The sequence below is a fragment of the Stenotrophomonas sp. YJH_SMC_58 genome (assembly GCF_059369635.1).
On the sequence record NZ_JCAFSW010000007.1, the window covers coordinates 17,422 to 43,973 of the forward strand.

Sequence of the window (26,552 nt, forward strand, 5' to 3'; positions counted from 1 at the left end):
ACCGATGCCCGGTGAATTCAGTCTCCACGGAGTATTCGTCCCGACCCTGCTCGGGTTGATGTTGTTGGCCTACCTGGTCAACAGCGGCCTGCACGCGCTGCTGCAGCGTGCCGGCGCCTATCGCCACGTATGGCACCCGGCGCTGTTCAACCTGGCCCTGTACGGGATCGTGCTTGGCCTGCTGTTCCACCTCCTGCGTTGGATGCAATCGTGAACAAGATCGTGAAGAAGACCCTGCCGGTGCTGCTCACCAGCGCAGCCGTGATCATCGCCCTGCTGGTGCTGCGCCAGCTGTGGGTCTATTACATGGATGAGCCATGGACCCGCGATGCCCATGTCGGTGCCGACGTGGTGCAGGTGGCGCCGGACGTGTCCGGGCTGGTGGAAACGGTGCAGGTGGCCGACAACCAGGCGGTGAAGAAGGGTGACCTGCTGTTCGTGGTCGATCGCGCCCGCTACCGCATCGCGCTGGAGCAGGCCCGCGCCAACCTGGCCGAGCGCCAGGCATCGGTGGCGCAGCTGCGCCGCGAGATCGGCCGTGACCGCAGCCTGCAGGACCTGGTCGCCGCCGAGGACGCCGAAGTGCGCCGCGCCAAGTTGCAGGCCGCACAGGCGGCGCTGGCCACCGCACAGGCGGCGGTCGACCTGGCCGAGCTCAACCTGGGCCGCACCGAGGTGCGCGCGCCGGCCGATGGCCGGGTCAACGACCGCACCCTGCGCGTAGGCGACTACGTGGTGGCCGGCAAGCCGGTGCTGGCGCTGCTGGATACCGGCTCGTTCCGCATCGATGGCTACTTCGAGGAAACCCGCCTGCGCGGCGTGGCCCCGGGGCAGAGCGTGGACATCCGCCTGATGGGCGAGTCGGCCCCGCTGCGTGGCCACGTGGAAAGCATCGCCGCCGGCATCGAGGACCGCTACCGCAGCAACGGCAGCACCCTGCTGCCGAACGTGACCCCGGCCTTCGACTGGGTGCGGCTGGCACAGCGCATTCCGGTGCGCATCGCCATCGACGAAGTACCCAAGGGCGTGGAACTGATCGCCGGCCGCACCGCCACGGTGACCGTGGACACCGGCCGCCATCCGCACAACGACAAGGCCGGCACTGCGCCGACACAGGCGGGCCTGTGAACGCCGCCCTGCCCCGTCTCGGTCTGATCGTTGCGCTGGCCAGCTTGGCGGCCTGCAGGACCGTCGGCCCGGATTACGCCCTGCCGGAAGGCTCGGCGTTCAAGCGCCCGGAGGCCAATGCGGCCTTCATCGATACGCAGAACCCGCAGGTGGCCGCCAACCAGGCGCTGCCCGACCGCTGGTGGTCGCTGTACAACGACCCGGTGCTGGACGGCCTGATCACCCAGGCGCTGCGCGACAACGTGGAACTGAAGGCCGCCGATGCACACCTGCGTCGTGCCGCGGCGGTGTACGAACAGGCGCTGGACGCCGGTGGCTTCGAGTACGAGGCCGAGGCCGGTGTCAGCCGCGCGCAGCTGTCGGCCGAATCGTTCCTGCAGGAGCACGAGCTGCCGGTGATCAACCTGGCCGATGGCAAGTTCGCGGTCAGCTACCAGTTCGACCTGTTCGGCAAGCTCAAGCGCGGCGCCGAGGCAGCGCGTGCCGACGAGCAGTCCGTTGCTGCGGCGCGCGACCTGGCCCAGGTCAGCGTGGTCGCGCAGGTCGCCGACAGCTACCTGGAAATCTGCCACGCCAACCACGAACTGCACGTGGCCGAGCATTCGCTGCAGCTGCAGCAGCGCAGCCGCACGGTCACCGAGCGCCTGATCGCGGCCGGCCGCGGCACGCCGCCGGAACTGGCCCGCGCCAATGCGCAGGTGGCACTGCTGGAGGCGGCACTGCCGCCGCTACGCGCGCAGCGTTCGGCGGCCGCCTATTCGCTGGCCGCGCTGCTTGGGAAAACCCCGGGCCAGCTGCCAGCCGGCGTGATCGACTGTGCGCACGCCCCCGGCCTGGCGCAGCCGCTGCCGGTCGGTGATGGCCGGGCGCTGCTGCAGCGCCGCCCGGACGTGCGCCAGGCCGAGCGCAAGCTGGCCTCGGCCACGGCGCGGATTGGGGTCGCCACCGCCGAGCTGTACCCGGACATCCGCCTGGGTGCCTCGGTGGGTGCCGCCGGCCTGCTGGAAGACTTCGGCACGCCGATGACCCAGCAGTGGTCGATCGGCCCGCTGATCTCGTGGACGCTGCCGTCGTCCGGCACGCACGCACGCATCCACGCCGCCGAGGCGGGTGCCGATGCCGCGCTGGCCGAGTTCGACCACACCGTGCTGCAGGCGCTGCGCGAGACCCAGACCGCGCTGGACCGCTATGCGCAGGACCTGCGCCGGCTGCAGTCGCTGCGCATCGCGCAGGAGCAGGCCGCACTGGCCGCCGAGCAGAGCCGCCGGCTGTACCAGGGTGGCCGTACGCCGTACCTGTCCAGCCTGGATGCCGACCGCAGCCTGGCCACCAGCGACGCCACCCTGGCCGCCGCCGAAGCGCAGGTCTCGCGCGACCAGATCCATCTGTTCCTGGTGCTGGGTGGCGGCTGGCAGGCATCGGTTGCCCCGCCCGCGCCGTCCACCGCACAGGCCTCGGCGAAGTAAGCCATGAACGCGCTGACCGATCGCCAGGCCTGGCTGTTCTCGATCAAGACCTACCTGGCCGCGGTGGCCGCGCTGTACATCGCCATGGCCGGCAACCTGTCGCGCCCGTACTGGGCGATGGGCACGGTGTACATCGTCAGCCAGCCGCTGCTGGGCCCAACCCGCGCCAAGGGCGTGTACCGCATCGTTGGCACCCTGGTGGCCGGCCTGGCCACCCTGCTGGTGCTGCCGGCGCTGGTGGAAACGCCGCTGGTGCTGAGCGCGGCGATGTCGATCTGGCTGGCCGGGTGCCTGTTCATGGCCCTGCTCAACCGTGGCCCGCGCGGTTACGCGTTCCTGCTGGCCGGTTACACGACGGCCTTCATCGGCTTCCCGGCCGTGACCTCGCCGGAAACCATCTTCGACACCGTGGTGGCGCGCAGCGAGGAGATCATCCTCGGCACCGTGGTGGCAGTGCTGTTTGCTTCGCTGCTGTTCCCGGCCTCGGTACGCCCGATGCTGCGCGCGCGCATCGGCAACTGGATGGAGGATGCGGCGCAGTGGTGCCGGCAGATCCTCGAACGCGGCCGCGCACACGCGCCGCGCAACCGGCTCGCCGCCGACCTGGTGCAGTTCGAGGCGCTGATCGAGTTCCTGCGCCGCGACGACCCGCGCCATGCCGGTTCGGCAGTGTCGATGGAGCGGCTGCGCGAGCGCATGCTGCTGCTGTTGCCGGTGCTGTCCTCGATTGCCGACCGCCTGAGTGCGCTGCGCAGCGACGGCCAGGCCCTGCCGGAAGGCCTGCCGGCGCTGGTCGACGACATCCATGACTGGCTGGACGGGCCCACCAACGCCAGCGAGTACGCGCGCCTGCGTGCGCGCATCAGTGCGTTGAAGCCGCAGGTGGACCGCGACCTGCAGCACCTGCAGCTGGCCAGCCTGCTGCTGCGCCTGGAGGAACTGGTGGACCTGTGGCAGGACTGCCGCACCCTGCAGCACGCGATCGACCGGGGCACTGCGCCGCTGGACCGTGCGCACTACCGCATCCGCACCGAACGCGTGGCCGCCGACAAGCACGTCGACTATGGCATGGCGCTGTTCTCCGCGCTCAGTGCCGGCGCGGCGCTGATGAGCTACTGCGTGCTGTGGATCGCGCTGGGGTGGGAAGGCGGCGGCAACGGCGCGATGATGGCCGCGGTGACCGCCGCATTTTTCGCCGCGCAGGACGATCCGGCACCGAGCATGGTGTCGTTCCTGGTGTGGGCGATGGTCGCCTCGGTGGTGGCCGGCGTGTACCTGTTCGGCGTGTTCCCGGCCGTGCACGACTTCGGCCTGCTGGCGCTGGTGCTGGCGGTGGCGTTCCTGCCGCTGGGGCTGATGCTGCACCACCCCAAGAGCGCGCTGTTCGCGCTGCCGCTGACGGTCAACCTGGCCGCGCTGCTGAGCCTGCAGAACACCTACAGCGCCAACATCCAGACCTTCCTCAACTCGTCCATCGCGATGTTCATCGGCATTGGCTTTGCGGTGGTGATGACCCGCCTGTTCCGTTCGGTGGGTGCCGAGTGGACCGCGCGCCGGCTGGTGCGGCAGGGCTGGACCACGCTGGCCGAAGCCGCCGAAGGCCGTGGCCAGCAGGACCGGCAGCGCTTCGCTGCGCGCATGCTCGATCTGCTGGGCCTGCTCGCGCCGCGTCTGGCGGCGACGCCGGAGGGCAGCGACATCGCCTCGGTGGACATGCTCAACGAGGCGCGCATCGGCCTGAACATCCTGCAGCTGCGTCGCGCACGGCTGGAACTGCCCGAGCGCAGCCGCGAGGCGGTCGAGCACATTCTGGAAGAGGTCGCCGTGCACTACCGCCGGCAGATCGCCGCGCGCAAACCTATTGTGGCGGCCGAGGCGCTGCGCGAGCGGCTGGATACTTCGCTGGGCCGGGTCGGTAGCGTGGCCGCCTGCAAGGCCCGCGATGAAGCCCTGATGGGCCTGATCGGCCTGCGCTTCGCGCTGTTCCCGGAGGCGAAGGCGCTGGCGCCGGGCTTGGCGATGAGTGCAGCCGGACAGCCGTAGCGCGATACCCTGTGCAGCCACAGACCTCGTTGCCGGGGTCGGATCCTTCGCCGCGAGCGAAGGCTCTGACCCCTGCTCTGCACAGGAAGATCCAATGAGTTACGACATGATGGTGTTCGAGACCAGCGCCGCGCCACGTGAGGCGGCGGCCTTCATCGCCTGGTTCGAGAAGCAGACGCAGTGGAACGAGCGCCACGAGTATGACGACCCGGCGGTCAGCAGCCCGGCGCTGCAGGCGTGGTTCGCGGAGATGGCGCAGGACTTCCCGCCGATGAACGGCCCATTGAGCAACGACGATGACGACCGTGCCGAGGTGACCGAGTACAGCATCGGCCGCGAGGTGATCTACGGCGCGTTTGCCTATTCGGTGGCCGAGCGCGCGCACGGCCGCGTGCAGGACCTGGCCGAGAAGCACGGCGTGGGCTTCTTCGACGTGAGTGCTGATGAAGCGGCGATCGTGTTCCCGGATGGGCTGGTACTGATCGCGGAATAGGTGTGGCGGCAGGGCTGCGCCTTGCACCTGCCGAATCAACGGCAACGTCAAATGCGCGCTATCCGTGGGTTGGCGGGGTGGGTCCGGCTGCGGGGGGCGCTGCAAGTCCCCCTTCGGGGCCCGGCCCAGCCCCTGGCGGCTGTGCGTTCGGGCGCTTGCGAAGCAGTGCTTCGCAAGCAAAGCGCCCTCACCCATGTAAGCTCGGTCGCCGCTTGCTCGTGTGCGCTGTCCTGCGCACACGGCAAGACCGGGGTTGGGCGTCCTGCCCAACCCGCCCGAGGCATGCCTCGGGCCCATGCGGCTCACGCCCCCTCAACCGGACCCACCCCGCCGTCGACAGTTTCCTGCGATCTGCCGGCACGGCGTTCTGCTCTGGTGGGTGTCGACCTTGGTCGACACGGTAGATCCACGGCATGCGTGGATGAACGTCGGAATGATCGAAGTACGCTGTTGTAAAGTCGAGCCATGCTCGACTGCTTCTGCCTGGCGATCAGGTGAAGGGGTCAGAGCCCGTTCCCGATGGGAACGGGATCCGACCCCGATTCAGAACAACTGGCCCTGCACCGTGGGCTGTTCGATGCGCGCCGGTGCTTCGGCCACCGCTTCCGCACCCAGCCGCCAGGCCAGGCCACCCAATCGGCTGGCGTGGCGTTTCAACGCGGCCTGCAGCACCTCTGCGCTGCCTGCCACATGCAGCACCTGGCGGGCGCGGGTCAGGCCGGTGTAGACCAGTTCGCGCGACAGCACGCGGCTGTCCTGGCGCGGCAGCTGCAGCCACACTTCATCGAACTCCGAGCCCTGCGCCTTGTGCACGGTCATCGCGAAGGCGCTTTCGTGCGCGGGCAGTGCGGCCGGGTGGAAGGCGCGCGGCTGCTCGACCGTGTCGCCGGGGAACCAGGCCACCATCGCGCCACTGCCATCGCGCAGGCAGATGCCGATATCGCCGTTGAACAGGCGGTGCCGGTAGCTGTTCTCGGTCACCAGCAGCAGGCGACCCTGGAAGTAGCCCGGGGTGTTGCCAGCCAGCAGCTGTTCGATGCGGCTGTTGAGCCCGCGCGCACCCTGCGGGCCTTCGCGCAGCGCGGTCAGCACGCGCAGTCGCCCGGCCTGCTGCAGGGCAAGCACCGGATCGGCGGCGTCGGCCAACGCACGCCAATGGCCCAGCAGGTGCTCGCGCTGGCCACGCAATGGATCGGCCTCGCCTTCGTGGAAATGCACTCCTGCCAGCGACCCACCGCGCAGCAGCTGCAATGCGGTGCCGCTGTCGCCTTCGCGCACGGCATGCGCCAGCGGTGCCAGGTCCAGCGCATCGCTTTGCCGGAAACCACGTTGCAGCTGCACGCGGCGGCCGGCGAAGGCGCGCGGCGTGGCCCGCGGCTGCAACGTGGCCGGTGCCAACAGACCCTGCAGTGCCTGCGCATCATCGGCGCGGGTGCCGATGCCATCACCGCTGGCGCGCAGGATCGCGCTGAGCACATCACCGGCTTCGACCGAGGGCAACTGATCGGGGTCGCCAAGCAGGATCAGGCGGGTGCCGCTGGCGATCGCGTCGACCAGCTTGGCCATCATCGGCAGATCGATCATCGAGGCTTCGTCGACCACCACCACGTCCACCGGCAGCGGGTTGTCGGCGTGGTGGCGGAAGCGCGGCGAATCCGGGATCACGCCGAGCAGGCGATGCAGGGTGGTGCCGGTACTGGGCAATGCCGCGCATAGCGCCGGGTCCACGCCGTTCTCCTGCAGGCGCTGCACGGCCAGACGCAGGCTCTCGGCCATGCGCTCGGCGGCGCGTCCGGTAGGCGCGGCCAGCGCCACTTCGGGCAGCGGCTGGCCGGCATGCCGCGCCTGCGCCGCCAGCAGCAGCAACAGGCGCGCGATGGTGGTGGTCTTGCCGGTGCCGGGGCCGCCAGTCACCAGCGCCAGCGGATGGCGCAGGGTCACGCCGGCGGCACGGGCCTGGTGATCCTCGCTGCCCAGTGCCTGCGGGAACAGCTGCGCGAACAACGGTGCCAGCGCGGCCATGTCCGGTGCCGGCAGCGGATGCCGGCCGATGCGCTGCAGCCCGGCGGCCAACTGCCGTTCGTACTCGCGGTAGCGGCGCAGGTAGAGCAGGCCGTTCTCCAGCACCAGCGGCGCATCCTCGGCGATGGCGTCGGCCTGCTCGGGTATAGCCACCCAAGGCGATGCGCGCAGTTGTGCCAGCCAGTCCTGCGAGGCGGGCCACTCGGGCACCCCTTCCAGCAGGCGCTGCGGCTGCGCCGGATCGAAGCCGGCGTGGCCCTGCGCCACCGCCAGCGAGGCCAGCGCCGCCGCCAGCGCCACGCTCTCCGGCGTGTCGCCGCGCAGCCGCATCAGGCTGGTCGCCAACGCGTGGTCGAGGGTGCGCAGCAGGCCCTTCTGGTGCAGTTCCTTCAGCAGGCTCATGCGCCGGCCCCACGGGCACGTGCGGCCAGTTCGGCCTGGGCCTGTTCGCCACCGGCGAACAACGCATCCAGTGCATCCACCAGCGCCAGCGGGAAACGGTCCACATGCACGCCGTTGTCGGTGCCATCGAGGCCGCGGCAGAACAGGTAGCGGATGCCGCCCATGTCACGCTCGTAGTCGTAGGCCGCGCCCAGGCGGAAGCGCAGCCAGCGATGCAGGGCCACGGTATAGATCAGCGCCTGCAGGTCGTACTCGCTGTGGCGCATGGCGATGGCCAGCAGGTCTTGGCTGTAGCCGGGCAGACGATTGGATTTGTAGTCGAGCACGTACCAGCGCCCGTCGCGCACGTAGGTCAGGTCGATCATGCCGGTCATCAGCCCTTCCAGGCGGCGGCGCTGGCCGAAGCCTCGACGACCACTGGAAACACCGTGGGCATGCAGCACCTGCAGCAGCGCCGGCACCGTGGTCGGCTCGATGGCGAAATGGAAGTCGATTTCCGCGCGCCGCTCGCCTTCGCCCAGGCTGTAAAGGGCGCCGCCTTCGGGCAGCGGCACGGTGAGCGTGTGGCCGACCAGCGGCACCAGCACGGCCACGCCATCGTCCAGGTCGACGTCGGCATAGCCTTCGTCATGCAGCGCCTTGCGTAGCACCTCGGCCTGTCCCTCGGGCGCTTCCCGGCCCGGCTGCCAGTCACCCCAGGCAGCGAAGTCGACGTTCTCCATCGCCTCGTGCAGCACGTTGCCGAAGCGGCTGCCCATGAAGCGCGGGTCGATCGGCGCGCTGTCTTCGACGACGGCGGTGGGTTCGGGCAGCGCCGGTTCCAGCGGCAGTTCCGGGCCGGCCGGTTCATCGGCGGCCGGTGCCGGCAGCTCGGTGGCGGCGGCTTCAATATCACTGCCAGCGCCCGCATCGGCATGCGCCAGCTGGGTGAAGCTGTAGACCCACCAGTCATGCGGCACGCGCCGGGTCAGTGCACGTACCGCCGGCAGGTCACCTTCCACTTCGGCCGCCAGCTGCGGCAGCGCGGCCGGTGCCTCGCTGTCATCAATATGCACATCGGCATGCGCGCGCAGCGCCTGCAGGTCACCCAGCAGTGGCGCCAGACGCGTCCTGCCGAGCCCGGCCAGATCACCCACGGCGATCCACAGCGCATGCTCGGCGCGGGTCAGTCCTACATAGAGCAGGCGCGCATCCTCGGCACGCTGCTCGCGCTCACGCTGCGCGTTGGCCGCTTCCCAGGCCTCGTCCTTGTCCAGCTTCCAGTGCAGCTGGCGCTGGCCCCCAAAGTGCACGGTGCAGTGCGAGGCGGTGTTCGGCGCGCCGCCGTCGATGCCGACGAAGGGCAGGAACACCAGCGGATACTCCAGGCCCTTGCTCTTGTGCAGGGTGATGATCTGCACGCGGCGCGCATCCGACTCCAGGCGCAGGAGCTGCTGCTCGTCATCCTGGTCGGCACTGGCCATCTGCCCCTGCAGCCAGTCCAGCAGGCCATGCATGCCCAGCGCCTGCGCCGAGGCCTCCTGCAGCAGTTCACCCAGCTGCAGGTAATTGGTCAGGCGGCGCTCGCCATCGATCAGCGCCAGCAGGCGTTCACCCTGTGCGGCACAGACATCGGCAATCACTGCGAACGGTCCCCCGCGCTGCCAGCGCTCGCGCCAATGCAGCAGCTGTGCCTGGAACCCGCGTTGCAGGTCACCTTCGCGTTCCATTGCCGCGATCGCGCTGGCCCGCTGGCCAAGCAGCACGGTGGCCAGCGCTGCACGCAGGCGGCCTTCGTCGGCCGGTTGCAGCAGTGCCAGCAGCAGCGCACGAAGGTCGCGGGCTTCAGCAGTGGCGAACAGGCTCTGCTTGCCGGCCGCCACCGCGGGAATGCCGACCGCGGCCAGCGCACGCTGTACCAGGGTGGCCTCGCGATGCGAGCGCACCAGCACCGCGATATCACCGGGCTGCACCGGTCGCCCACGCAACACGGCATTGCCCGCGCGCGCATCGACCAGGATCTGGTGAATCGCGGCGACGCAGGCCTGGGTCGCCGCATCGCGCGAGGCATCGGCGCCCATCGCCTTGTCACCGCCACTGCGCAGCACGCGCAGGGTGAGTGCCTTGGCGGCCTGGCCGGCGCGCAGGTAGTCCGCATCGCTGCGCACGCCACCGGGCCGCACCGGCTCGAACCGGATGTCGCGTTCGAGGAAGGCGTCTTCGCCACCGTTGTCGTACAGCGCCTGCAACGCGCGCAACACAGACGGTCGCGAGCGGAAGTTCTGGTCCAGCACCGGCGCCTGCTGCGCCACCTGCTTGGCCTTCAGGTAGGTGTGGATGTCGCCACCGCGGAAACCGTAGATCGCCTGCTTGGGGTCGCCGATCAGGAACAGCGCCGGCGTCAGGCCGAGTTCGCGCACCTCCGGCGAATCGCCGAACACGGTGTGGAAGATGCCCCACTGGCGATCGTCGGTGTCCTGGAACTCATCGACCAGCGCGATGCGGTACTGCGCACGCAGTTGCCTGACCAGCGTCAGCCGCTGCGGGCCTTCCAGGGCGAGCGCTACGCCATCAATCAGATCGTCGTAGGTCTGTACCCGGCGCGTACGCTTCAGCGCCTGCAGGCGCTGCGTGGCTTCGGCGCGAAGCGTGTGCAGGAAATCCAGCGCGGTGCCACGCAGCCAGGCATCGCGTTCGGCCAGCAGCGCAACATAGCGCGCCAACGGCGCCTGCAATGGCGACGACGGCGTGCGATCAGGGAATTTCTTGTTGGTCTTGTCGGACAGCACCTCCGGCAGCAGTGCCGGCAGGCGATCGCTGGCCAGCAGCTCGCGCGGGTCGGCGCGCTCGGCCCAGGCCAGCAGCTGCCGGCCCAGCGGGTGCAGCCAGCCCAGCTTGTATGACACGCCGTTGAGCCACTTGTTGTCGACGGCATCGCAGAGGTCGATGAAGAACTGCTCGCCATGCTCGCGCACGCTTGCGGACAGGGCTTCCGCCGCGCTCTGCAATGCCGGGCGTGGATCGGCCAGCGCCGCCGGCCGTGGCAGCGGATGCAGCGGCGGCGTGCCCAGCAGCGCGCGCAGATCGGCGGCCAGCGCGTCGGGGTTGGACCACAGCCAGGTCAGCGGCTCCAGCGTGGCCGGGTCGTTGGCATGTACGCGCCACAGATCGGCCGCGAGCTCCTCCAGCAGTTCACGGTCGCTGGCCAGCAGTTCCGGCGGATCAAAGGTGTGGCCGCTTTCCAGCGCATGCTCGCGCAGCACGCGGGTACAGAAACCATGAATGGTGAAGATGGACGCCAGGTCGATCTCGTCTGCGGCCACCTGCAGGCGGCGTTTCAGTGCGGCGGCGCTCTCGGTGCCGCCCCGCAGATGGCGCTGCAGCACGTCACGCGTCAATCGTACCTCCGGTGCTTCACCGTCGGCCGCTTCCAGGTCGACCAGGCGCGCGGCCAGCGCCAGGCGCTCGCGGATGCGCTTGCGCAGTTCCTGGGTGGCGGCATCGGTGAAGGTCACCGCCAGGATCTGGCCGATGCGCAGGCCCTGCTCCACCACCAGGCGGGTGAACAACGTGGCCAGGGTGAAGGTCTTGCCGGTGCCGGCGCTGGCTTCGATCAGCCGGATGCCCTCCAGCGGCAGCGCCAGGTAGGGATCGCGGCTGAGGGATTCGAGGCCGTCTTCGGCGATGGCGGTGTTCATGCGTTGCCCTCCTGGCGTGCTTCGGTGCCGAGAGCGCGGCCTTCGCGCACCGCGCTGAAGACCAGCTGGCTGTTGCGCAGCAGGTCAGCGTAGCCGGCATCGGTAGCGAACGGGTCGGCACCCCGCAGCAGCAGCTGCCAGGCGTCGCTGCTGGATTCACCCCAGCTGCGGTCGCTGCCGTGCCACTGCTTCCAGCCTTCGCTGCGCTGCTTTTCTGCTGGCGCGTTGTACAGCACCCAGCCGGTGTACGGGGCAAAGCGCAGCGGCTCGCGCAGGCCACGCTGGCGCAGCTGCAGCAGCGCACGCAGCGCCGCACGTGCAGCGGGAACGCTCAGTGTCGGCAGTACATGCGGGCCGGGACCGGCGTCGCCGCCGTCATGGAACTGCACAAGCGGCAGCGCGTCGCCCGCCGCGTTCGCCAGCAGCCAGTCCAGGCCGTGGCGGATCACTGCATTGCCATTGAGCGTGCCGGCACGCAGGCGCACCAGCCCTTCCGGATGCCGATCGGCCACGCGGCCATGCAGGCGCACGCCATCGATGTCCACTTCGTAGCGACGGCTTTCCAGTGGTTCGCCCTGCATCCAGCCCAGCAGCGCACTGGCATACGGGCGTGTCTTCAACTGCTCCACCTCGAACTGACGCTCGCCCAATGGACCCGACGGCAGCAGGCCACGCGCGCGCAGGCGTGGGTACAACGGCTCGGTATCGCCGCTGAGCGTGGCGCGCACTACCGCCGCCTGCACGCTGCGCTTTTCCGGCCCGCGCGAGGACAGCACCAGCGGTTCCAGGTCATCCACCTCCTCGACCTCGTCGGCCAGGCGCAGGCCCAGCGACTGAGCGAGGAATTGTCCGGCCGGGTCGCACAGGAAGCGGCGCAGGGTATCGAGCGCGACCTCCCCCTCCACCGCGTCGTCGAGCGGCGGCGGCAACGGTGCATCGAACCACGGCTGCAGGCCGCCGCGCTGGCCGGTAAGGCGACCGGCGGCCGGATGCCACTGGCGGCGATAGCTGAAGCGACGCGGATCGCCATCACCGAACGCCGCCGGTGAGAACGGCTGCAGGGCGTGGCGCACGGTGAAGTCGCGGACCGCCGCAGGCGGATCGAGGTGATACGCGGCGGCGGCATCGATCAGTTCACTGACCAGCACCGACGGCTCGCGCACGCTGCCATCGCGCGGATCGGCGCCGAGATAGCTGAGATAGAACACCTCCTGCGCGGCGGCGAACAGCTGCAGGAACAGGAAGCGGTCATCCTCGCGGGTGGAGCGGTCGCCCGGACGGCGGCGCGGCGTATCCAGCTCGGCGGTGAGCTGGTTGAGACCGGCAGCGGGGTCACGGCGCGGGAAATCGCCATCATTGAGGCCGAGCACGCAGATCACCCGGAACGGCAGCAGGCGCATCGGCACCATGCGGCCGAAACTGATGCCACCGGTCAGCAGCGGTGCGCGCGTATCGGCCTCGCCCAGCGCGCCGGCGAAGTGCGCGCGCACCACCTCCGGCGGCACGCCTTCCTCGAAGCCGGCCTTGGCGGCATCTTCGGCGAACTGGTTGAGCAGCTTGCGCAGGCGCTCCAGCGCGCGCTGGCTGTTGGGGGAACTGGGCGCGGTGGGCAGCAGTGCATCCAGCAGCGACAGCAGGCGTTGCCGCCACTGCGCCGGGGTCAGCAGCTCGCCCAGTCGGCGCTGGTAGATGGCCAGCACGCGCAGCAGGCGCAGCAGCCGGTCCAGCGCGTCCAGCGCACCGCCTTCCAGTTCGATCCACGGCGCCACGCCGGCCAGGTCGGCCTCGCTGCCGGCGGCGTGGCCGAGTACCAGGCGATCCAGCGCGAACTGCCAGGTGTAGGCGTCGTCGGCCGGTGCCTGGTGCTGGTTGCGGTGTTTCGCATCCAGGCCCCAGCGTGCACCGGCCTGTTGCAGCCAGCCATGCAGGCGGTCGAAGTCCACCGCTTCCAGCCCGGCCGCCTCGGCCAGCGGCGCGCTGGCCAGCAGGTCCAGCACTTCGTTCAAGCCAAAGCGCGAGACCGGCAGGCCCAGCAGGTGCACGAACACATCGGCCAACGGCTCGCCGGCCAGCGGACTGCTGTCGGCCAGCGCATACGGAATGTGTTCCTCCTCGCCGCCGCGACCGCCGAACACCGCTTCCAGGTACGGCACGTAGGGATCGATGTCCGGTGCCAGCACCGCGATCTCGCGCGCCTGCAGCGGCGGGTCGAAGCGCGGGTCCTGCAGCAGGCTGCGCAGCTGGTCGTGCAGCACCTGCAGCTCGCGCAGGCGGGTATGGCAGGCATGCACCTGCAGGCTGGGGTCGTCGCTGCGCAGGCCGTCGCGCAGCTCGCCCGAGGGCAGCGCGCGGCGGTGGAACAGGTCACGCTGCAGGCGATGCAGCAGGCTGTCGGACAGGCCGCCTTCGTCCAGGGTCGGGCGGGTGTCCTCCTCCGGATCGGAATAGGCAGCGATTTCGCCGGCCGGATGCACCACCTCGTAACTGCCCAGCACCGCCATGAAGTCGCGCCCGGCCGCACCCCAGGCTTCCAGCAGGCGGTTCTCGCCGGCCGCTTCGCCGAAGGGGTCCGGTGCGCCGCTGCGCAGGCGTTCGGCCAGCGTCTGCAGGTCGCCCCAGTACGACTGCACCGGGGTAGGCATATAGAAATGCAGCTCGCCCACCCGCGCCTGGGTGGCCATCACCCGCAGCACGTCGGGCGAGATGTTGAGCGTTGCGAACGCAGACATGCGCGGTGGCAAGCCCTTCGGCAGCGGTTGGCCGGCCCCTTCGAAACGGTCCAGGTATTCCTGGATGCGGCGCGCGCGGTAGTCGTGGCCCTGGGTGATGGTGCGCCACAGGATCGCCTGCGGGTCGGCAGGATCGGCACCGGCTGCCCAGCGCAGCAGCCAGTCACGGCGCCACGCCTGGTACTTCTCGAATACCGAGGCCAGCTCGCCGGCCAGCGCCCAGGGTTTCAATGCGTCACCGCCGGCAAGATAGGACTGCAGCGCACGCATCGGTGGCTGCGCCAGCAATGTCGGGTCGCGCAGGGCCTGGTACAGCTTCCAATGCAGGCCGGCCGCGTCCAGATCGTCCTGCTCGCCGCTGACGTTGGCCTTCAGCGCGCGGGCCACGAACTCGCCCGGGGTGAGGAATTCGAGGTTGGCGGCGACACCGAATTCGGCGGCCAGTGTCGCTTGCAGCCAGCGGCGCATCGCCACCTGCGGGATCAACACCACTTCCGGCGCCAGCAACGGCTGGCCTGGCACCGGCGCACGCACGTTGCGCGCCAGCAGCGCGGCCAGCACGTCCAGCGAGTTGGAATGGTAGAGGCGGAAATCGCTGCCTGGGTCACTCATCATGCACAGTGTGCAGGACGGCAGGCAGTATTCAATGGTCGGCCCATCGACGGTACGGATTGTTCCGGGCTGCCGGCCGATTGTCCCGGCCTGCGCCACGCCCTGCCGTGCAACAATACTGGACCGTCCAGTCTGCTTATGTTCAGCCGGCTGGCCCGATCCTTCGATGTCTAAAAAACGTTAATGGTGCCCATGTCGGCTTCCACCTCCAGTCTGGTGCAGTTGTCCAACGTCCGCATCGACCGGAGCGGACGCACGATCCTGCGTGACGTGTCGCTGCAGGTGCCGCAGGGCAGCATCACCGCCGTGCTCGGACCCTCCGGCAGCGGCAAATCGACCCTGCTGGCGGCGCTGACCGGCGAACTGCGACCGGTGGCCGGCGACGTCACCCTGTTCGGCAAGTCGATCCCGCATGACAGCAGCGCGCTGCTGGAGATGCGCAAGAGCGTGGGCGTGCTGCTGCAGGGCAATGGTCTGCTGACCGACCTCACCGTGGCCGAGAACGTCGCCCTGCCGCTGCGTACGCATACCCGCCTGCCGGCCGCCGTGCTGCGCCGGCTGGTGGAGATGAAGCTGCATGCGGTGGGCCTGCTGGCCGCCGCCGACGCCTGGCCGCGCGAACTGTCCGGCGGCATGGCGCGCCGCGTGGCGCTGGCCCGTGCGCTGGCGCTGGACCCGCCGCTGATGATCTACGACGAGCCGCTGACCGGGCTGGACCCGATCGCCTCCGGGGTGATCATGAGCCTGATCCAGCGCCTCAACCACAGCCTGGGCCTGACCAGCATCATCGTCAGCCACCACGTGCACGAGACCCTGCCGATCTGCGACCAGGTGATCGCCATCGCCAATGGCGGCGTCGTGTTCCAGGGGACGCCCGAGGCACTGCAGTCCAGCCAGGATCCGCTGCTGCGGCAGTTCCTGCATGGCCAGCCGGATGGCCCGATTCCGTTCGATGCCGCGCCACGCGCGAGGGTTGCCTAATGCCGTTCGTCCAAGCCACCCGCTCGCTGGGCCGCGCCGGGCTGTTCTCGCTGACCGTGCTGCGCGGTTCCCTGCCGACCCGTGATTTCCTGGCCGAGCTGACCCGCGAGATCTACAAGATCGGCGCGCGCTCGCTGCCGATCATCGCCGTCGGTGGCGCCTTCGTCGGCCTGGTGCTGACCCTGCAGGGCTACCGCACGCTGACCACCTTCGGCGCGGCCGACGCGTTGTCGACCCTGCTTGGCCTGTCGCTGTACCGCGAACTGGCGCCTGTGCTGACCGCGCTGCTGTTCATCGGCCGCGCCGGCAGTTCGATCGCCGCCGAGCTGGGCCTGATGCGCGCCACCGACCAGATCAAGGCGCTGGAGCTGATGGCGATCGACCCGGTGGCCAAGGCCGTGGCGCCACGCTTCTGGGCGGCGGTGCTGACCGTGCCGCTGCTGACCGGCATCTTCTGCTCGCTGGCGATCAGTGCCAGCTACTTCGAGGCCGTGCACGTGCTGGGCCTGGACAATGGCGTGTTCTGGTCGGCGCTGCGCAACAGCGTCGATTTCTGGGATGACTTCGGCGTGGCGATGCTGAAGTCGGCGATCTTCGGCGGCACCGCCGCGCTGGTCGCCGCCTATGTTGGTTTCCATGCCGAGCCGACCATCGAAGGCACGTCGGTGGCGACCACCCGTGCAGTGGTCAACGCTTCGCTGCTGGTGCTGATGTTCAACTTCGTTCTGTCGGCAATGTTGTTCACCTAACCCCTCCACCGGCGGTGCGCAGGCGCGCGCGGCCACCACGACTCGATCAGGTAATCCACATGGCCATCCGCGGTCCCAGACTCGAATTCTCCGTCGGCGCTTTCCTGCTGCTGGCCCTGGCCTCGCTGATGGTGCTGGCGGTGGCCTCGACCAACCAGCGCTGGAGCTGGGGCAGCCAGGGCTACGAGCTGAAGGCGCGCTTCTCCCAGGTCGGCCAGCTGCGCAAGCAGGCGCCGGTGAAGATCGGCGGCGTCACCGTCGGCCAGGTCGCCTCCATCGACCTGGACCCGGTGAAGTTCGAATCGATCGTGACCCTGCGCATGGACAGCAAGGTCAAGGACCTGCCGGCGGACACCTCGGCCGGCATCTTCACCAGTGGTTTGCTCGGCGAGAGCTATATCGGACTGCAGCCGGGCGGTGATCCGGACGTGCTGAAGGCCGGCGACGAAATTGTCTTCACCCAGCCGGCGGTTGACCTGATCCAGCTGGTCGGCAAGTACATGTTCAGTGGCGGTGCCGGTGGCGGCGCTGCTCAGAAGCCCAACGATGGCGCGCAGGCGCCTGCAACGGAACCGCAACCATGAAGATGAAACTGATCCCGGCCCTGCTCGCCTCGGCGCTGCTGGCGGCCACTCCGTTCCTCGCCCAGGCCCAGGCCGCCGCCCCCGCCGCTGCCGCGGCGCAGGGCCAGGCCGGCAAGGTGGTGATCGATGCCAGCACGCGCATCCTCACCACCCTGCAGCAGCGCAGGAGCGAATTCGGCAGCAACCCGGCCAGCCTGCGCAACTACATCGACAGCGAACTGAACCGCACCTTCGACCGCGACTATGCCGCGCGCCTGGTGCTGGGCCCGCACGCCCGTGGTGCCTCGGATGCCGACATCAAGCTGTTCGCCGATGCCATGGCCGACAGCCTCATGCAGCGCTACGGTTCGACCCTGCTCAACATCCAGGGCAAGCCGAGCTTCCGCCTGAAGGGTGAAAGCCCCCTGCCGGGCAACCGCGGCGTGCGCGTGAGCACCGAGCTGGTGCGTGCCGGCAGCGAGCCGACCCCGGTCGAGTACTGGATGCGCAACGTGAACGGCCAGTGGAAGATCTTCGACGTCAACATCGAAGGCATCTCCTACGTGCAGACGTTCCGCAACCAGTTCGACACCCCGCTGCGCCAGAAGGGCATCAAGCAGGTGGCCAGCGAGCTGCACAGCGGCAGCATGCAGGCCGGGCCCGCGGGCAATGGCAAGTAACGCACTGGCACTGCTGGAAGGCGACACCCTGCGCCTGCGCGGGGTGCTCGACCGCGCTGCGGTGATCGCGCTATGGCCGCAGCTGCAGGCCCTGCCGGCAAAGCTGGCACGGCTGGATCTGGCTGAGGTCGAACGCGTGGACAGCGCCGGCCTGGCCCTGCTGGCCGAGCTGGCGGCACGTGCGCGCAAGGCCGGCCATCCGCTGGTGATCGCCGGCGCGCCGGCTGGCTACAACGAACTGAGCGCGGCCTACCGGCTGTCGCCCAACCTGGATTTCAACGCTACTTCTGCTGCGAGCTGACATGAACGTCGTGCGCACTCTCCCCCTGATCGTCCTGGCCACCGCCCTCACCGCCTGTGCCGGCAAGCCCGCGCGCAGCGATGCACCGGCAGCCAGCACCGTGGTCCCGGCCAGTTCTTCCACCTCGCCCGCCGTCGCGGCCACCGATGCCGGCACGGCTGACGCTGCTCCGGTCGCGCCGGTGGCCAATCCGCCGGCTGCTGCCGCATCGTCGCCGGCTGCGCCCACCGACAGCGGCGACGGCAGCGCGGCGAAGACCTCAGCCGCCACCGCGCCCGGTGGCGATGACGACTTCGATGCCCTCTATGGCGGTGCCGGCAACACCACCAACGCAGCGGCCTACGATCCGTGGGAACCATTCAACCGCAAGGTGCACAAGTTCAACAACGCGGTCGACCGCGGCGTCGCGCGTCCGCTGGCCACCGCCTATACCCACGTGGTGCCGCGCTTCGCCCGCACTGGCGTCAGCAACTTCTTCAGCAACCTGCGCGCGCCGGTGACCATCACCAACCAGCTGCTGCAGGGCCGCGGTGCCGATGCATGGGACAGCCTCGGCCGCTTCCTGATGAACAGCACGCTGGGCATCGGTGGCCTGTTCGATCCGGCCAGCAAGGCGATGGTACCGCGCCGCAATGAGGACTTCGGCCAGACCCTGGGTGCCTGGGGCTGGCGTCGTTCACGCTACGTGGAACTGCCGTTCTTCGGCCCGCGTACCGTGCGCGACGTGTTCGGCCTGGCCGGCGACATTCCGCTGTCGCCGATCCGCCGTATCGAAGAGGACAAGGTCCGCATCGGCCTGCAGGGCCTGCAGCTGGTCGATACCCGCGCGCAGCTGCTGGCGATCGACGACCTGCGTGACACTGCCGTGGACGAGTACTCGCTGGTGCGCGATGCATGGATGCAGCGTCGCAACTACCAGATCGAGAACGATCTGCGCAGCAAGCGCGAGCGTGGCCACGACGACGCCAATTCGCCGATCCCGGTCGATGCGATGCCGATGCCGCAGTGGACGCACTGAGTCCTGTCAGCGACGCATGAAAAACCCCGCCTCGGCGGGGTTTTTCTTTGGCGCCGTGGGTGGGGTCGGAGCCCTTTCCCGTGGAAAGGGATCCGACCCCGGCCGATCAGGCAGCCAGCGCGGCTTCGATGGCTTCGCGCAGGCGCGCGTCGTCAGCCGCCACGTCCGGGGCGAAGCGGGCGATGACCTTGCCGTCGCGGCCGACCAGGAACTTCTCGAAGTTCCACAGCACCGCCGGCGCGGCGTGGATCGGAATCTCCTTGCTGGCCAGGCGCTCGCGCAGCGGGCCTTCGCCGATCGACTGCGGCTGCGCAGCGGTCAGCTGCTGGTACAGCGGGTGGGTGTCGTCACCGGCCACGCTGATCTTGGAGAACATCGGGAAACTGACATCGTAGGTGAGCTGGCAGAACTGCTGGATCTCCGCTTCGCTGCCCGGCTCCTGGCCGAGGAAGTTGTTGGCCGGGAAGCCCAGCACTTCCAGGCCCTGTGCGTGCTTTTCCGCATACAGCGCCTGCAGGCCTTCGTACTGCGGGGTCAGGCCGCACTTGGAGGCGACGTTGACCAGCAGCAGTACCTTGCCCTGGTAGTCGGCAAGCGAGGACGGCTGGCCGTCGATGGTGGTGAGGGAAATGTCCTGGATCGAAGTGCTCACGCGGGGGCTCCGGCAACAGCGGGGAATGGCCCACCAGCATAGCGCCGCGCGATGTCGGTCGCGCCGGCCGCTGGCCGGCAATCGTGCGATCGTTCGCAAGGCTTCATGAGGCTGCCGGCCAGCGGCCGGCACTACGATCAGTCCACGCAGATCATGCCCTGCGCCTTGCCCTCATCAATGCGCTGGCGGCAGCCGAAGTTCTGGCGGGCATCGCGCTGGCAGGTGCCGGTGGCGGGGCCGCCAACCGCCACTTCGCCGCCGGCAAGGCACTGGCCTGTGCAGTCGCTCTTGCGGCTGCAGGCCTTGCCGGCATCGGCGTAGGGAATCACGCACTGTTCGCGCTGCAGCCGGCCCAGCCGCTGCAGGGTGCCGCCAGCGGCCTGGCAGTCCACATCGCGCGCTTCGCGGTAGGCCTCGGCCGCTTCGGGGCTGGTGGCTGCGGCAGGTGCCGCCGCCGGATTGGCAGCCGGCGGTGCGCTGCTGCAGGCGACAAGCAGCGTGGTCAGGATGAGACTGGTGCAGAGGCGCAGGCGCATGGCGTTACCTGATCCAGTAGGACAGGCCGCCAGCATACGCATCGACCATGCAGGCGGCGTGTCGACGTAGCTCAGGCTTCGTCGCCGTCGTCGCCTTCGTCCTCGGCCGTGGCATCAGCATCGGCCAGGCCGCCCAGCAGGGATTGCGCCTGCTCTGACGCCAGCGACTCCACGCCGCGCAGGCGCCGTTCGATGGTGCGCGTCTTGCGGCTGGCTTCGCCGATGCTGCGGCCGACCGTGGTGATCTGCTTCTCGGCCTTCTCGAGAATGCCGGCGAACTTGCCGAACTCGCTCTTCACCGCACCCAGCAGGCTCCACACCTCGCTGGAACGCTGCTCGATGGCCAGCGTGCGGAAGCCCATCTGCAGGCTGTTGAGCAGCGCGGTGACCGTGGTCGGTCCAGCCACCACCACGCGGTGCTCGCGCTGCAACAGGTCGACCAGGCCCGGGCGCCGGATCACTTCGGCATACAGGCCTTCGGTGGGCAGGAACATCACCGCGAAGTCGGTGGTGTGCGGCGGCGCGATGTACTTGTCGCAGATCGACTTGGCCTGCACGCGCACCGCGCGTTCAAGCTGGATGCCCTGCAGGCGCACGCCCTCGGCGTCACCCTGTTCCTGCGCGTCGAGCAGGCGCTCGTAGTCCTCGCGCGGGAACTTGGAGTCGATCGGCAGCCACACCGGCGTGTCGTCGCTGCTGCGACCCGGCAGGCGCACCGCGATATCGACCATCTCGCCACTGTCCGGGCGTACCTTCACTGCCCGCGCGTACTGTTCCTGGGTGAGCGTCTGTTCGAGGATGTTCTCCAGCTGTACTTCGCCCCAGCTGCCACGGTTCTTGACGTTGGTCAGCACACGCTTGAGATCGCCAACGCCGGTGGCCAGCTGCTGCATCTCGCCAAGACCGCGCTGCACCTGTTCCAGGCGCTCGGAAACCAGCTTGAAGGAGTTGCCCAGGCGTGTTTCCAGCGTCGACTGCAGCTTTTCGTCCACGGTGTGGCGCATCTGCTCCAGCTTCTGCGCATTGTCGTTCTGCAGCGCGCGCAGCTGCTCTTCCAGCGTGGCGCGCATCTCGGCGATGCGCTGTTCGTTGCGCTGGGTCAGTTCCTGCAGGCGCAGGCCAAGGCTTTCGGTCAGGCGCTGCTGCGACTGCGCACCTTCCTCACGCCCCTTGCGCGCATCGTCCACCAGGGTCTGGCGCAGCGCGCCCAGCTGGGTGTCGGTACGCCCGGTGAGTTCCTGCAGCTGCTGGCCGAAGGCGTGGATGCGCGCTTCCTGCTGCTGGCCGAAGGTTTCCAGCTGGCCGCGCAGTTCCTGCAGGCGCTGCCCCATGAGTGCGGCGCCACGCTGCTGGCTCTCCGCCGCCTCGGCACGCGCCTTGCGGGCGTCCTCGCCCAGCGCCTCGCGCAGCAGGTCCAGGCGCTGGCCGGTGCGGGTGGACAGATCGGTCAGCGCGCGGGCAAAGCCATCGAGCTGTTCGCGCAGCTCGCTGCGCCCGGCGCGCGCCTCCTCACGCACCGCCTGTTCGAGGCGGTCGTGCGGCGGGCGGCGCAGCAGGGCGACCAGCTGCAGGATGAGCACGGCCAATAGAAGGCCGCCAATGAGCAGATATTCGGTTTGCATGGGGCAAGTGTAGGCTGGCGGAGTCTCAGCTGCTGCGCCAGAACCATGCTCGCTCTGTACGGAAAGCCCACCTCCATCAACGTGCGCAAGGTGCTGTGGCTGTGCGCGGGGCTGGATCTGCCCCTGCGCCACGAGCCTGCGCCACCCGCGGACCTGCTGGCCGCACTGAATCCGAACCGGCAGGTACCGGTGCTGCGCGATGGCGACTTCGTGCTGTGGGAGTCCAACAGCATCTGCCGCTACCTGGCCGCCCGCGCCGGCCGTGACGACCTGTTGCCCGCAGCAACGCAGGCCCGGGCCCGGGTGGAGCAGTGGATGGACTGGCAGGCCAGCGACCTCAACAGCGCCTGGCGCCATGTGTTCATGGCGCGCGTGCGCCAGCATCCGGACTACCCGGACGATGCCCGCGCCGAGGCCAGCCTGGCGCAGTGGAACCGGTTGATGGGGGTGCTTGATGCACAGCTGGCCGCTTCCGACGGCTATGTGGCGGGCGACACCTTTACCCTCGCCGATATCGTGCTGGGGCTGTCGACCCAGCGCTGGCGCAGCACGCCCGGCCACAAGCCCGCGCTGCCACACCTCGCGGCGTGGTTCGAACGCCTGCGCCAGCAGCCCGGTTTCGCCGAACACGTCGACAATGGCGTGGCCTGAGGCAGGGGTCAGATCCCTTTCCCGGGGGAAAGGGACCTGACCCCAAGAGCGACCCCAAGGGCGCGGGAACGACCCGGCCTTACCAGCCTTCCAGCACGATCTTGCCCTTGGCGCGGTGACTCTCCAGCAGCGCATGCGCGCGCCGCAGGTTGGCCGCGTCGATGCGCCCGAAATGCTCGCCCAGGGTGGTCTGCAGCACGCCGGCATCGATCAGCTCGGCCACCCGGTTCAGCAGGTCGTGCTGGCGCTGCATGTCCGCGGTCTTGTACAGCGGGCGGGTGAACATCGACTCCCAGTGCAGTGACAGTGCCTTTCGCTTGAGCGCCATCACATCCACCTGGCCGGGGTCGTCGATCAGGCCGAACTGGCCCTGCGGCGCCAGCAGCTCCACGATCTGCGCGTAGTGCTGGTCGGAGTGGGTCAGGCTGGCCACGTGCTGCACCTCGCTGATGCCCAGCCGTGCCAGTCCCTCGGCCAGCGGCAGGCTGTGGTCGATCACGTGGTGCGCGCCCATCGCATACACCCAGTCCTGGGTGTCCGGGCGCGATGCGGTGCCGATCACCGTCAGTTTCGTCAGCTTCCGCGCCAGCTGCACCAGGATCGAACCGACACCGCCAGCAGCACCGATCACCAGCAGGGTCTGGCCTTCACCGCCGCCCTCGGGAATGCGCAGGCGGTCGAACAGCAGCTCCCAGGCCGTGATCGCGGTCAGCGGCAGCGCGGCGGCGGCCGCATCGCCGAGACTGGCCGGCTTGCGACCGACGCTGCGCTCGTCCACCAGCTGGTACTCGGCATTGCTGCCCGGGCGGTCGATCACGCCGGCGTAGTAGACCGCGTCGCCAGGCTGGAACAGGGTGACTTCGCTGCCCACCGCGTCGACGATGCCGACCGCATCCCAGCCCAGCACGCGCGGGCCGTCGGTGGCCACGCCGCGGCGGACTTTGGTGTCGACCGGGTTCACCGCCACCGCGCGCACCGCCACCCGCAGGTCGCGTGGGCCGGGCTGCGGCAGTTCCAGTTCGATATCGATCAGGGCCCGGATGTCGTCGATCGGCAGGCCGGCGTGGGTGTAGGCAATGGCGCGCATGGCAGCGGTCCAGTGGGGAAGGAGTGCACAGGTTGCGCCGCGCACGGTCGCTCAGAAAGGCGCAGAATCGGGCAGCACTTTCACTCCGGCAATGAAGATGATCCGCTTCGACGACCTGCAGTTGTTCGTCCGCACGGCCGCACTGGGCAGCTTCTCGCAGGCGGCCCGCGAGGCCGATCTGTTACCCGGCCAGGTCGCTGCTGCCGTGGCGCGGCTGGAACGCGAACTGGACCTGCGCCTGTTCGTACGTACCACCCGCAGCCTGCGCCTGACCGGCGAGGGCGCGCTGTACCTGCCGTATGCGCAGGAGGTACTGGCTACCCTGCGCGAAGGGCGGGCCCGCGTACAGGGCGAGGACGCCGAACTGCATGGCACGCTGCAGCTGTCGGCACCGTCGGACTTTGGTCGCAACCTGCTGCTGCCGTGGCTGACCGCGTTCCGAGCCGCGCATCCACGGCTGCGCCTGCACCTGCGGCTGTCCGATGAAGTGGCCGACGTGTTCCGCGACCCGGTCGACGTGGCGATCCGCATCGGCCACTTCGACGACGCCAGCTACGTCGCCCTGCCCCTGCTCGAAGGCAACCGTCGTGTGCTCGCGGCGTCGCCCGATTACCTGCAGCGACGGGGCACGCCGGTGCGCCTGGACGAACTGCGCGAGCACGATTGCCTGGTCTACCAGCTCAGTGGCCGTGCCTACGATCGCTGGTCGTTCGAGGTCGACGGGCGCCGCACCGTGATCCCGGTGCGCGGCCCGCTGGTCTGCGACGACGCCGACGTGGTGCGGCGCTGGGCGGTGGCCGGCGAAGGCATCACCTACAAGTCCTGGCTGGACCTGCGCGAGGACGTGCTGGCCGGGCGCCTGCAGCTGCTGCTCGACGGTGTTGGCAGCAGCATTCCGTTGCAGCTGGTATGCCCGCACCGCAAGCAGTTCTCGCCCGCGGTACGGCAACTGCACGCGCAGCTGCGCCAGCACCTGCAACCGCTGCTGTCTGGCATGCCAGATGGACTTCCCCGCCCCCTGTCGCCCACCCCGGTGCTGGCCGACAATGGCGGCCCCCCGTAAGAGAGAACACCGCCATGCCGTGGATGGGCATCCAGGACCTGTGGACGTTTCTGGTCGCCGTGCTGGTGTTTCTCGCCCTGCCTGGCCCCGGCACCTTCACCCTGCTGACCGCCACCGGCCGGGGCGGCGTGCGCGGCGGCTACACCGCACTGGCCGGCCTGCTGGTCGGTGACCAGATCCTGATGTGGCTGGCGCTGGCCGGTGTGGCCGCACTGCTGAAGGCCAATCCCTTGGTCTTCCACGCTGTGCAGTACCTGGGTGCGGCCTACCTGGTGTGGGTGGGCATCAGCCTGCTGCGCACGCCGAAGCACGAGGGCGGTGATGCTGGTCCGATCCGCATGCAGCCGGGCCGCTACTTCCAGCAGGCGATCCTGGTCAGCCTGCTCAACCCGAAGGCGATCCTGTTCTACATGGCCTTCCTGCCGCTGTTCATCGATCCGAAGGCGCACCAGGGCATCGCGACCTTCGCGGCCCTGGCCGGCATCATCCTGGTGGTCAGCATCGCCTACTGCTCGATGCTGATCGGCGTGGGCAACCTGGCCCGCCGCCGGTTGATCCAGCATCCGCGCATCAGCGATGCGCTGCGCCGGGTGGCCGGCCTGTTCCTGGTCGGGTTCGGCATCCGGTTGGGGTTGAACGGATGATCCGGCGCGCGCTGGTGCTGGTGTTCATCGGGCTTCTGGCCGACACCGCAGCGGCCAGCGTGCAGGACCATCGCTGCCTGACGGGCGGTCGCAACGACGGCATCCACCTGCTGTGGCGCTGGCTGGACGATGGCAGCGCCGACGTGCAGTACGCCGGGCAGCGCGGCCGCCTGCAGCTGCAACGGGTGTCGCAGGAAACGACGGTGCTGGACGAAGACCGCCCGTACCAGTTCGACAGCGTCTGGGAAGAGCGCATCGATGGGCGCCTCAACGGCCGCTACCTGCTGAGCACCCAGGGCGCGCTGGTGCTGGACCTGAGCTACGAACGCGCCCGTGATGGCCGTCGCACCACCTTCCACGATGACGGCGAGGCGTGGCAGGAGGATGGCTGCCATTGGCCGGGAGGCGTAGCGGCGCGCGTGGTCGATTGAAGCATGCCAACCAAGGTTGGCATCTACCGGTCGTGCATCTCCGCGCGCAGGTGGTCGATGAACACCCGCAGCTTGGGCGCCATCTGCTCACGCGCGGGGTAGTACAGGTGGAAGCCGGGGAATGGCGGCTGCCAGTCCTGCAGCACGCTCTGCAGTCGCCCCGCGTTGATGTCGTCAGCCAGCAACGAGGCGAAGCCTTGGGCCATGCCCAGACCCGCCAGCACGGCACCATGGGCGACGCCGGCATCGTTGAACACCAGCCGCCCGCTCACTTGCACGTCCAGGTCGTGGCCTTCGCGGCTGAACTCCCAGGGCATCAGCCGACCGTTGGCCAGGCGGTGCACGATGCAGGCATGGCCCTGCAGGTCATGCGGGGTCTGCGGCACGCCATGGCGTTCGAAATAGGCCGGCGTGGCCACCACCACCTGCCGCTCGGGTGGCCCGACCGGCACCGCGATCATGCCCTGTGCGAGTGATTCGCCGAGGCGGATGCCGGCATCGAAGCCCTCGGCCACCAGATCGGTCAGCGCCGGGTCGACGCACAGTTCCACCTGCACCTGCGGGTAACGCGCAAGAAAATCGGGCAGCCGCGGCAGGACCATGCGATCGGCGACGATGCGCGGCAGGGTCACACGCAGTCGCCCGGCAGGCACCGAGCGCGCGCTGTCCAGTTCGGCAAAGGCCTGGTCGATCTGGTCCAGGCCGCCGCGCACGCGTTGCAGGAAACGCGCGCCGTGTTCGGTCAGGCTGACCCGCCGCGTGGTCCGCTGCAGCAGGCGCACGCCCATCCGCGCTTCCAGCGCGCGCACGCTCTGCGACAGCGCCGAGGTCGACACGCCCAGGGCATCGGCGGCGCGGGTAAAGCTGGCATGCTCGGCCACGTGGACGAAGGCGACCACAGCGGTGAGGGGGACGGAGGCATCCATTGTGAAGCCAGCCTTCAAGGTAAGTCCGGTGATCGGCAGTTTATCCACATGATGGCGTGGAGGATGCTGTGCCCCT

23 protein-coding genes are annotated in these 26,552 nt (G+C 69.2%); 15 read left to right on the forward strand and 8 right to left on the reverse strand.

What is annotated here, in order from left to right; translation table 11 throughout:
• Positions 1-4: 4 nt before the first annotated feature.
• From AC5P68_RS10825 to AC5P68_RS10845, 5 genes are all read left to right on the forward strand, one after another.
• Positions 5-214 (forward strand): DUF1656 domain-containing protein, encoded by a 210-nt coding sequence (locus AC5P68_RS10825; RefSeq protein WP_010487502.1) that lies wholly within the window; start codon positions 5-7, stop codon positions 212-214.
• The gene (locus AC5P68_RS10830; RefSeq protein WP_005411697.1) at positions 211-1,128 is read left to right on the forward strand and encodes an efflux RND transporter periplasmic adaptor subunit; all 918 of its coding nucleotides are present in this window, start codon (positions 211-213) and stop codon (positions 1,126-1,128) included. Before AC5P68_RS10825 ends, AC5P68_RS10830 begins: the two co-directional genes overlap by 4 nt.
• A complete protein-coding gene (locus AC5P68_RS10835) occupies positions 1,125-2,594 on the forward strand; it encodes an efflux transporter outer membrane subunit (protein WP_049403450.1) in 1,470 nt (489 codons plus the stop codon). Before AC5P68_RS10830 ends, AC5P68_RS10835 begins: the two co-directional genes overlap by 4 nt.
• 3 nt (positions 2,595-2,597) lie before the next feature.
• Positions 2,598-4,637 (forward strand): FUSC family protein, encoded by a 2,040-nt coding sequence (locus AC5P68_RS10840; RefSeq protein ID WP_495216986.1) that lies wholly within the window; start codon positions 2,598-2,600, stop codon positions 4,635-4,637.
• A gap of 94 nt (positions 4,638-4,731) precedes the next feature.
• Positions 4,732-5,130 carry a hypothetical protein gene (locus tag AC5P68_RS10845; RefSeq protein WP_049403448.1) on the forward strand — a complete coding sequence of 133 codons (399 nt, stop codon included), beginning with the start codon at positions 4,732-4,734 and terminating at the stop codon, positions 5,128-5,130.
• A 543-nt stretch (positions 5,131-5,673) separates the two neighbouring features.
• Here the strand turns inward: AC5P68_RS10845 and recD are convergent.
• From recD to recC, 3 genes are read right to left on the reverse strand one after another with little or no spacing between them, the layout of a single operon-like run.
• The gene (gene recD / locus AC5P68_RS10850) at positions 5,674-7,554 is read right to left on the reverse strand and encodes an exodeoxyribonuclease V subunit alpha (RefSeq protein WP_495216987.1); all 1,881 of its coding nucleotides are present in this window, start codon (positions 7,552-7,554) and stop codon (positions 5,674-5,676) included.
• Positions 7,551-11,231 (reverse strand): exodeoxyribonuclease V subunit beta, encoded by a 3,681-nt coding sequence (gene recB / locus AC5P68_RS10855; protein ID WP_495216988.1) that lies wholly within the window; start codon positions 11,229-11,231, stop codon positions 7,551-7,553. Before recB ends, recD begins: the two co-directional genes overlap by 4 nt.
• A complete protein-coding gene (gene recC, locus AC5P68_RS10860) occupies positions 11,228-14,575 on the reverse strand; it encodes an exodeoxyribonuclease V subunit gamma (RefSeq protein WP_164208918.1) in 3,348 nt (1,115 codons plus the stop codon). Before recC ends, recB begins: the two co-directional genes overlap by 4 nt.
• 189 nt (positions 14,576-14,764) lie before the next feature.
• Between recC and AC5P68_RS10865 the strand changes: the two genes are divergently transcribed.
• The 6 genes from AC5P68_RS10865 to AC5P68_RS10890 are packed head-to-tail and all read left to right on the forward strand — an operon-like array spanning position 14,765 to position 18,864.
• Positions 14,765-15,553 (forward strand): ABC transporter ATP-binding protein, encoded by a 789-nt coding sequence (locus tag AC5P68_RS10865; protein WP_033833547.1) that lies wholly within the window; start codon positions 14,765-14,767, stop codon positions 15,551-15,553.
• Positions 15,553-16,302 carry an MlaE family lipid ABC transporter permease subunit gene (locus tag AC5P68_RS10870; protein WP_005414955.1) on the forward strand — a complete coding sequence of 250 codons (750 nt, stop codon included), beginning with the start codon at positions 15,553-15,555 and terminating at the stop codon, positions 16,300-16,302. The genes AC5P68_RS10865 and AC5P68_RS10870 overlap by 1 nt, the downstream gene beginning before the upstream one ends.
• A 59-nt stretch (positions 16,303-16,361) precedes the next feature.
• The gene (mlaD, locus tag AC5P68_RS10875; RefSeq protein ID WP_005411706.1) at positions 16,362-16,886 is read left to right on the forward strand and encodes an outer membrane lipid asymmetry maintenance protein MlaD; all 525 of its coding nucleotides are present in this window, start codon (positions 16,362-16,364) and stop codon (positions 16,884-16,886) included.
• Positions 16,883-17,545 carry an MlaC/ttg2D family ABC transporter substrate-binding protein gene (locus AC5P68_RS10880; RefSeq protein WP_005411707.1) on the forward strand — a complete coding sequence of 221 codons (663 nt, stop codon included), beginning with the start codon at positions 16,883-16,885 and terminating at the stop codon, positions 17,543-17,545. Before mlaD ends, AC5P68_RS10880 begins: the two co-directional genes overlap by 4 nt.
• The gene (locus tag AC5P68_RS10885) at positions 17,535-17,846 is read left to right on the forward strand and encodes an STAS domain-containing protein (protein WP_033833548.1); all 312 of its coding nucleotides are present in this window, start codon (positions 17,535-17,537) and stop codon (positions 17,844-17,846) included. The genes AC5P68_RS10880 and AC5P68_RS10885 overlap by 11 nt, the downstream gene beginning before the upstream one ends.
• 1 nt (position 17,847) lies before the next feature.
• Positions 17,848-18,864 carry an MlaA family lipoprotein gene (locus AC5P68_RS10890; RefSeq protein WP_005414957.1) on the forward strand — a complete coding sequence of 339 codons (1,017 nt, stop codon included), beginning with the start codon at positions 17,848-17,850 and terminating at the stop codon, positions 18,862-18,864.
• Positions 18,865-18,970: 106 nt separating this feature from the next.
• Here AC5P68_RS10890 and AC5P68_RS10895 read toward each other — a convergent pair whose 3' ends face one another.
• The 3 genes from AC5P68_RS10895 to AC5P68_RS10905 form a co-directional block, all read right to left on the reverse strand.
• Positions 18,971-19,516 (reverse strand): glutathione peroxidase, encoded by a 546-nt coding sequence (locus AC5P68_RS10895; RefSeq protein WP_005411710.1) that lies wholly within the window; start codon positions 19,514-19,516, stop codon positions 18,971-18,973.
• A gap of 137 nt (positions 19,517-19,653) precedes the next feature.
• Positions 19,654-20,052, reverse strand: coding sequence for a hypothetical protein (locus tag AC5P68_RS10900; RefSeq protein ID WP_033833550.1), 399 nt, complete (start codon positions 20,050-20,052; stop codon positions 19,654-19,656).
• A gap of 71 nt (positions 20,053-20,123) precedes the next feature.
• A complete protein-coding gene (locus tag AC5P68_RS10905; RefSeq protein WP_231522870.1) occupies positions 20,124-21,674 on the reverse strand; it encodes a DNA recombination protein RmuC in 1,551 nt (516 codons plus the stop codon).
• 45 nt (positions 21,675-21,719) lie between these two features.
• On the opposite strand from AC5P68_RS10905, the gene AC5P68_RS10910 reads away from it, so the two are divergent.
• Entirely contained in the window at positions 21,720-22,325 is a 606-nt protein-coding gene (locus AC5P68_RS10910) for a glutathione S-transferase family protein (RefSeq protein WP_049402896.1), read from the forward strand.
• Between the two features lie 79 nt (positions 22,326-22,404).
• Here the strand turns inward: AC5P68_RS10910 and AC5P68_RS10915 are convergent, their stop codons facing one another.
• The gene (locus tag AC5P68_RS10915; protein WP_033833553.1) at positions 22,405-23,412 is read right to left on the reverse strand and encodes a zinc-binding alcohol dehydrogenase family protein; all 1,008 of its coding nucleotides are present in this window, start codon (positions 23,410-23,412) and stop codon (positions 22,405-22,407) included.
• 91 nt (positions 23,413-23,503) lie between these two features.
• On the opposite strand from AC5P68_RS10915, the gene AC5P68_RS10920 reads away from it, so the two are divergent.
• Genes AC5P68_RS10920 through AC5P68_RS10930 form a run of 3 tightly spaced genes read left to right on the forward strand, consistent with a single transcriptional unit; the run spans position 23,504 to position 25,550 of the window.
• Positions 23,504-24,475: a LysR family transcriptional regulator gene (locus tag AC5P68_RS10920; protein WP_049402899.1), complete on the forward strand. Its 972-nt coding sequence runs from the start codon at positions 23,504-23,506 to the stop codon at positions 24,473-24,475.
• Between the two features lie 14 nt (positions 24,476-24,489).
• Positions 24,490-25,119 (forward strand): leucine efflux protein LeuE, encoded by a 630-nt coding sequence (gene leuE / locus AC5P68_RS10925; RefSeq protein WP_005411716.1) that lies wholly within the window; start codon positions 24,490-24,492, stop codon positions 25,117-25,119.
• Positions 25,116-25,550 carry a hypothetical protein gene (locus tag AC5P68_RS10930; RefSeq protein ID WP_033833555.1) on the forward strand — a complete coding sequence of 145 codons (435 nt, stop codon included), beginning with the start codon at positions 25,116-25,118 and terminating at the stop codon, positions 25,548-25,550. The genes leuE and AC5P68_RS10930 overlap by 4 nt, the downstream gene beginning before the upstream one ends.
• Before the next feature lie 23 nt (positions 25,551-25,573).
• Here the strand turns inward: AC5P68_RS10930 and AC5P68_RS10935 are convergent, their stop codons facing one another.
• Positions 25,574-26,476: a LysR family transcriptional regulator gene (locus tag AC5P68_RS10935; protein WP_033833556.1), complete on the reverse strand. Its 903-nt coding sequence runs from the start codon at positions 26,474-26,476 to the stop codon at positions 25,574-25,576.
• Positions 26,477-26,552: the final 76 nt, after the last annotated feature.

What these genes read in the sequence shown, in the direction of transcription:
- AC5P68_RS10825 (WP_010487502.1), top strand. Translation starts at nt 5, where the DNA reads ATGCCCGGTGAATTCAGTCTCCACGGAGTATTCGTCCCGACCCTGCTC.
- AC5P68_RS10840 (WP_495216986.1), top strand. Translation starts at nt 2,598, where the DNA reads ATGAACGCGCTGACCGATCGCCAGGCCTGGCTGTTCTCGATCAAGACC.
- AC5P68_RS10845 (WP_049403448.1), top strand. Translation starts at nt 4,732, where the DNA reads ATGAGTTACGACATGATGGTGTTCGAGACCAGCGCCGCGCCACGTGAG.
- recD (WP_495216987.1), bottom strand. Translation starts at nt 7,554, where the DNA reads ATGAGCCTGCTGAAGGAACTGCACCAGAAGGGCCTGCTGCGCACCCTC.
- recB (WP_495216988.1), bottom strand. Translation starts at nt 11,231, where the DNA reads ATGAACACCGCCATCGCCGAAGACGGCCTCGAATCCCTCAGCCGCGAT.
- recC (WP_164208918.1), bottom strand. Translation starts at nt 14,575, where the DNA reads ATGATGAGTGACCCAGGCAGCGATTTCCGCCTCTACCATTCCAACTCG.
- AC5P68_RS10865 (WP_033833547.1), top strand. Translation starts at nt 14,765, where the DNA reads ATGTCGGCTTCCACCTCCAGTCTGGTGCAGTTGTCCAACGTCCGCATC.
- AC5P68_RS10870 (WP_005414955.1), top strand. Translation starts at nt 15,553, where the DNA reads ATGCCGTTCGTCCAAGCCACCCGCTCGCTGGGCCGCGCCGGGCTGTTC.
- mlaD (WP_005411706.1), top strand. Translation starts at nt 16,362, where the DNA reads ATGGCCATCCGCGGTCCCAGACTCGAATTCTCCGTCGGCGCTTTCCTG.
- AC5P68_RS10880 (WP_005411707.1), top strand. Translation starts at nt 16,883, where the DNA reads ATGAAGATGAAACTGATCCCGGCCCTGCTCGCCTCGGCGCTGCTGGCG.
- AC5P68_RS10885 (WP_033833548.1), top strand. Translation starts at nt 17,535, where the DNA reads ATGGCAAGTAACGCACTGGCACTGCTGGAAGGCGACACCCTGCGCCTG.
- AC5P68_RS10890 (WP_005414957.1), top strand. Translation starts at nt 17,848, where the DNA reads ATGAACGTCGTGCGCACTCTCCCCCTGATCGTCCTGGCCACCGCCCTC.
- AC5P68_RS10900 (WP_033833550.1), bottom strand. Translation starts at nt 20,052, where the DNA reads ATGCGCCTGCGCCTCTGCACCAGTCTCATCCTGACCACGCTGCTTGTC.
- AC5P68_RS10905 (WP_231522870.1), bottom strand. Translation starts at nt 21,674, where the DNA reads ATGCAAACCGAATATCTGCTCATTGGCGGCCTTCTATTGGCCGTGCTC.
- AC5P68_RS10910 (WP_049402896.1), top strand. Translation starts at nt 21,720, where the DNA reads ATGCTCGCTCTGTACGGAAAGCCCACCTCCATCAACGTGCGCAAGGTG.
- AC5P68_RS10915 (WP_033833553.1), bottom strand. Translation starts at nt 23,412, where the DNA reads ATGCGCGCCATTGCCTACACCCACGCCGGCCTGCCGATCGACGACATC.
- AC5P68_RS10920 (WP_049402899.1), top strand. Translation starts at nt 23,504, where the DNA reads ATGAAGATGATCCGCTTCGACGACCTGCAGTTGTTCGTCCGCACGGCC.
- leuE (WP_005411716.1), top strand. Translation starts at nt 24,490, where the DNA reads ATGCCGTGGATGGGCATCCAGGACCTGTGGACGTTTCTGGTCGCCGTG.
- AC5P68_RS10930 (WP_033833555.1), top strand. Translation starts at nt 25,116, where the DNA reads ATGATCCGGCGCGCGCTGGTGCTGGTGTTCATCGGGCTTCTGGCCGAC.
- AC5P68_RS10935 (WP_033833556.1), bottom strand. Translation starts at nt 26,476, where the DNA reads ATGGATGCCTCCGTCCCCCTCACCGCTGTGGTCGCCTTCGTCCACGTG.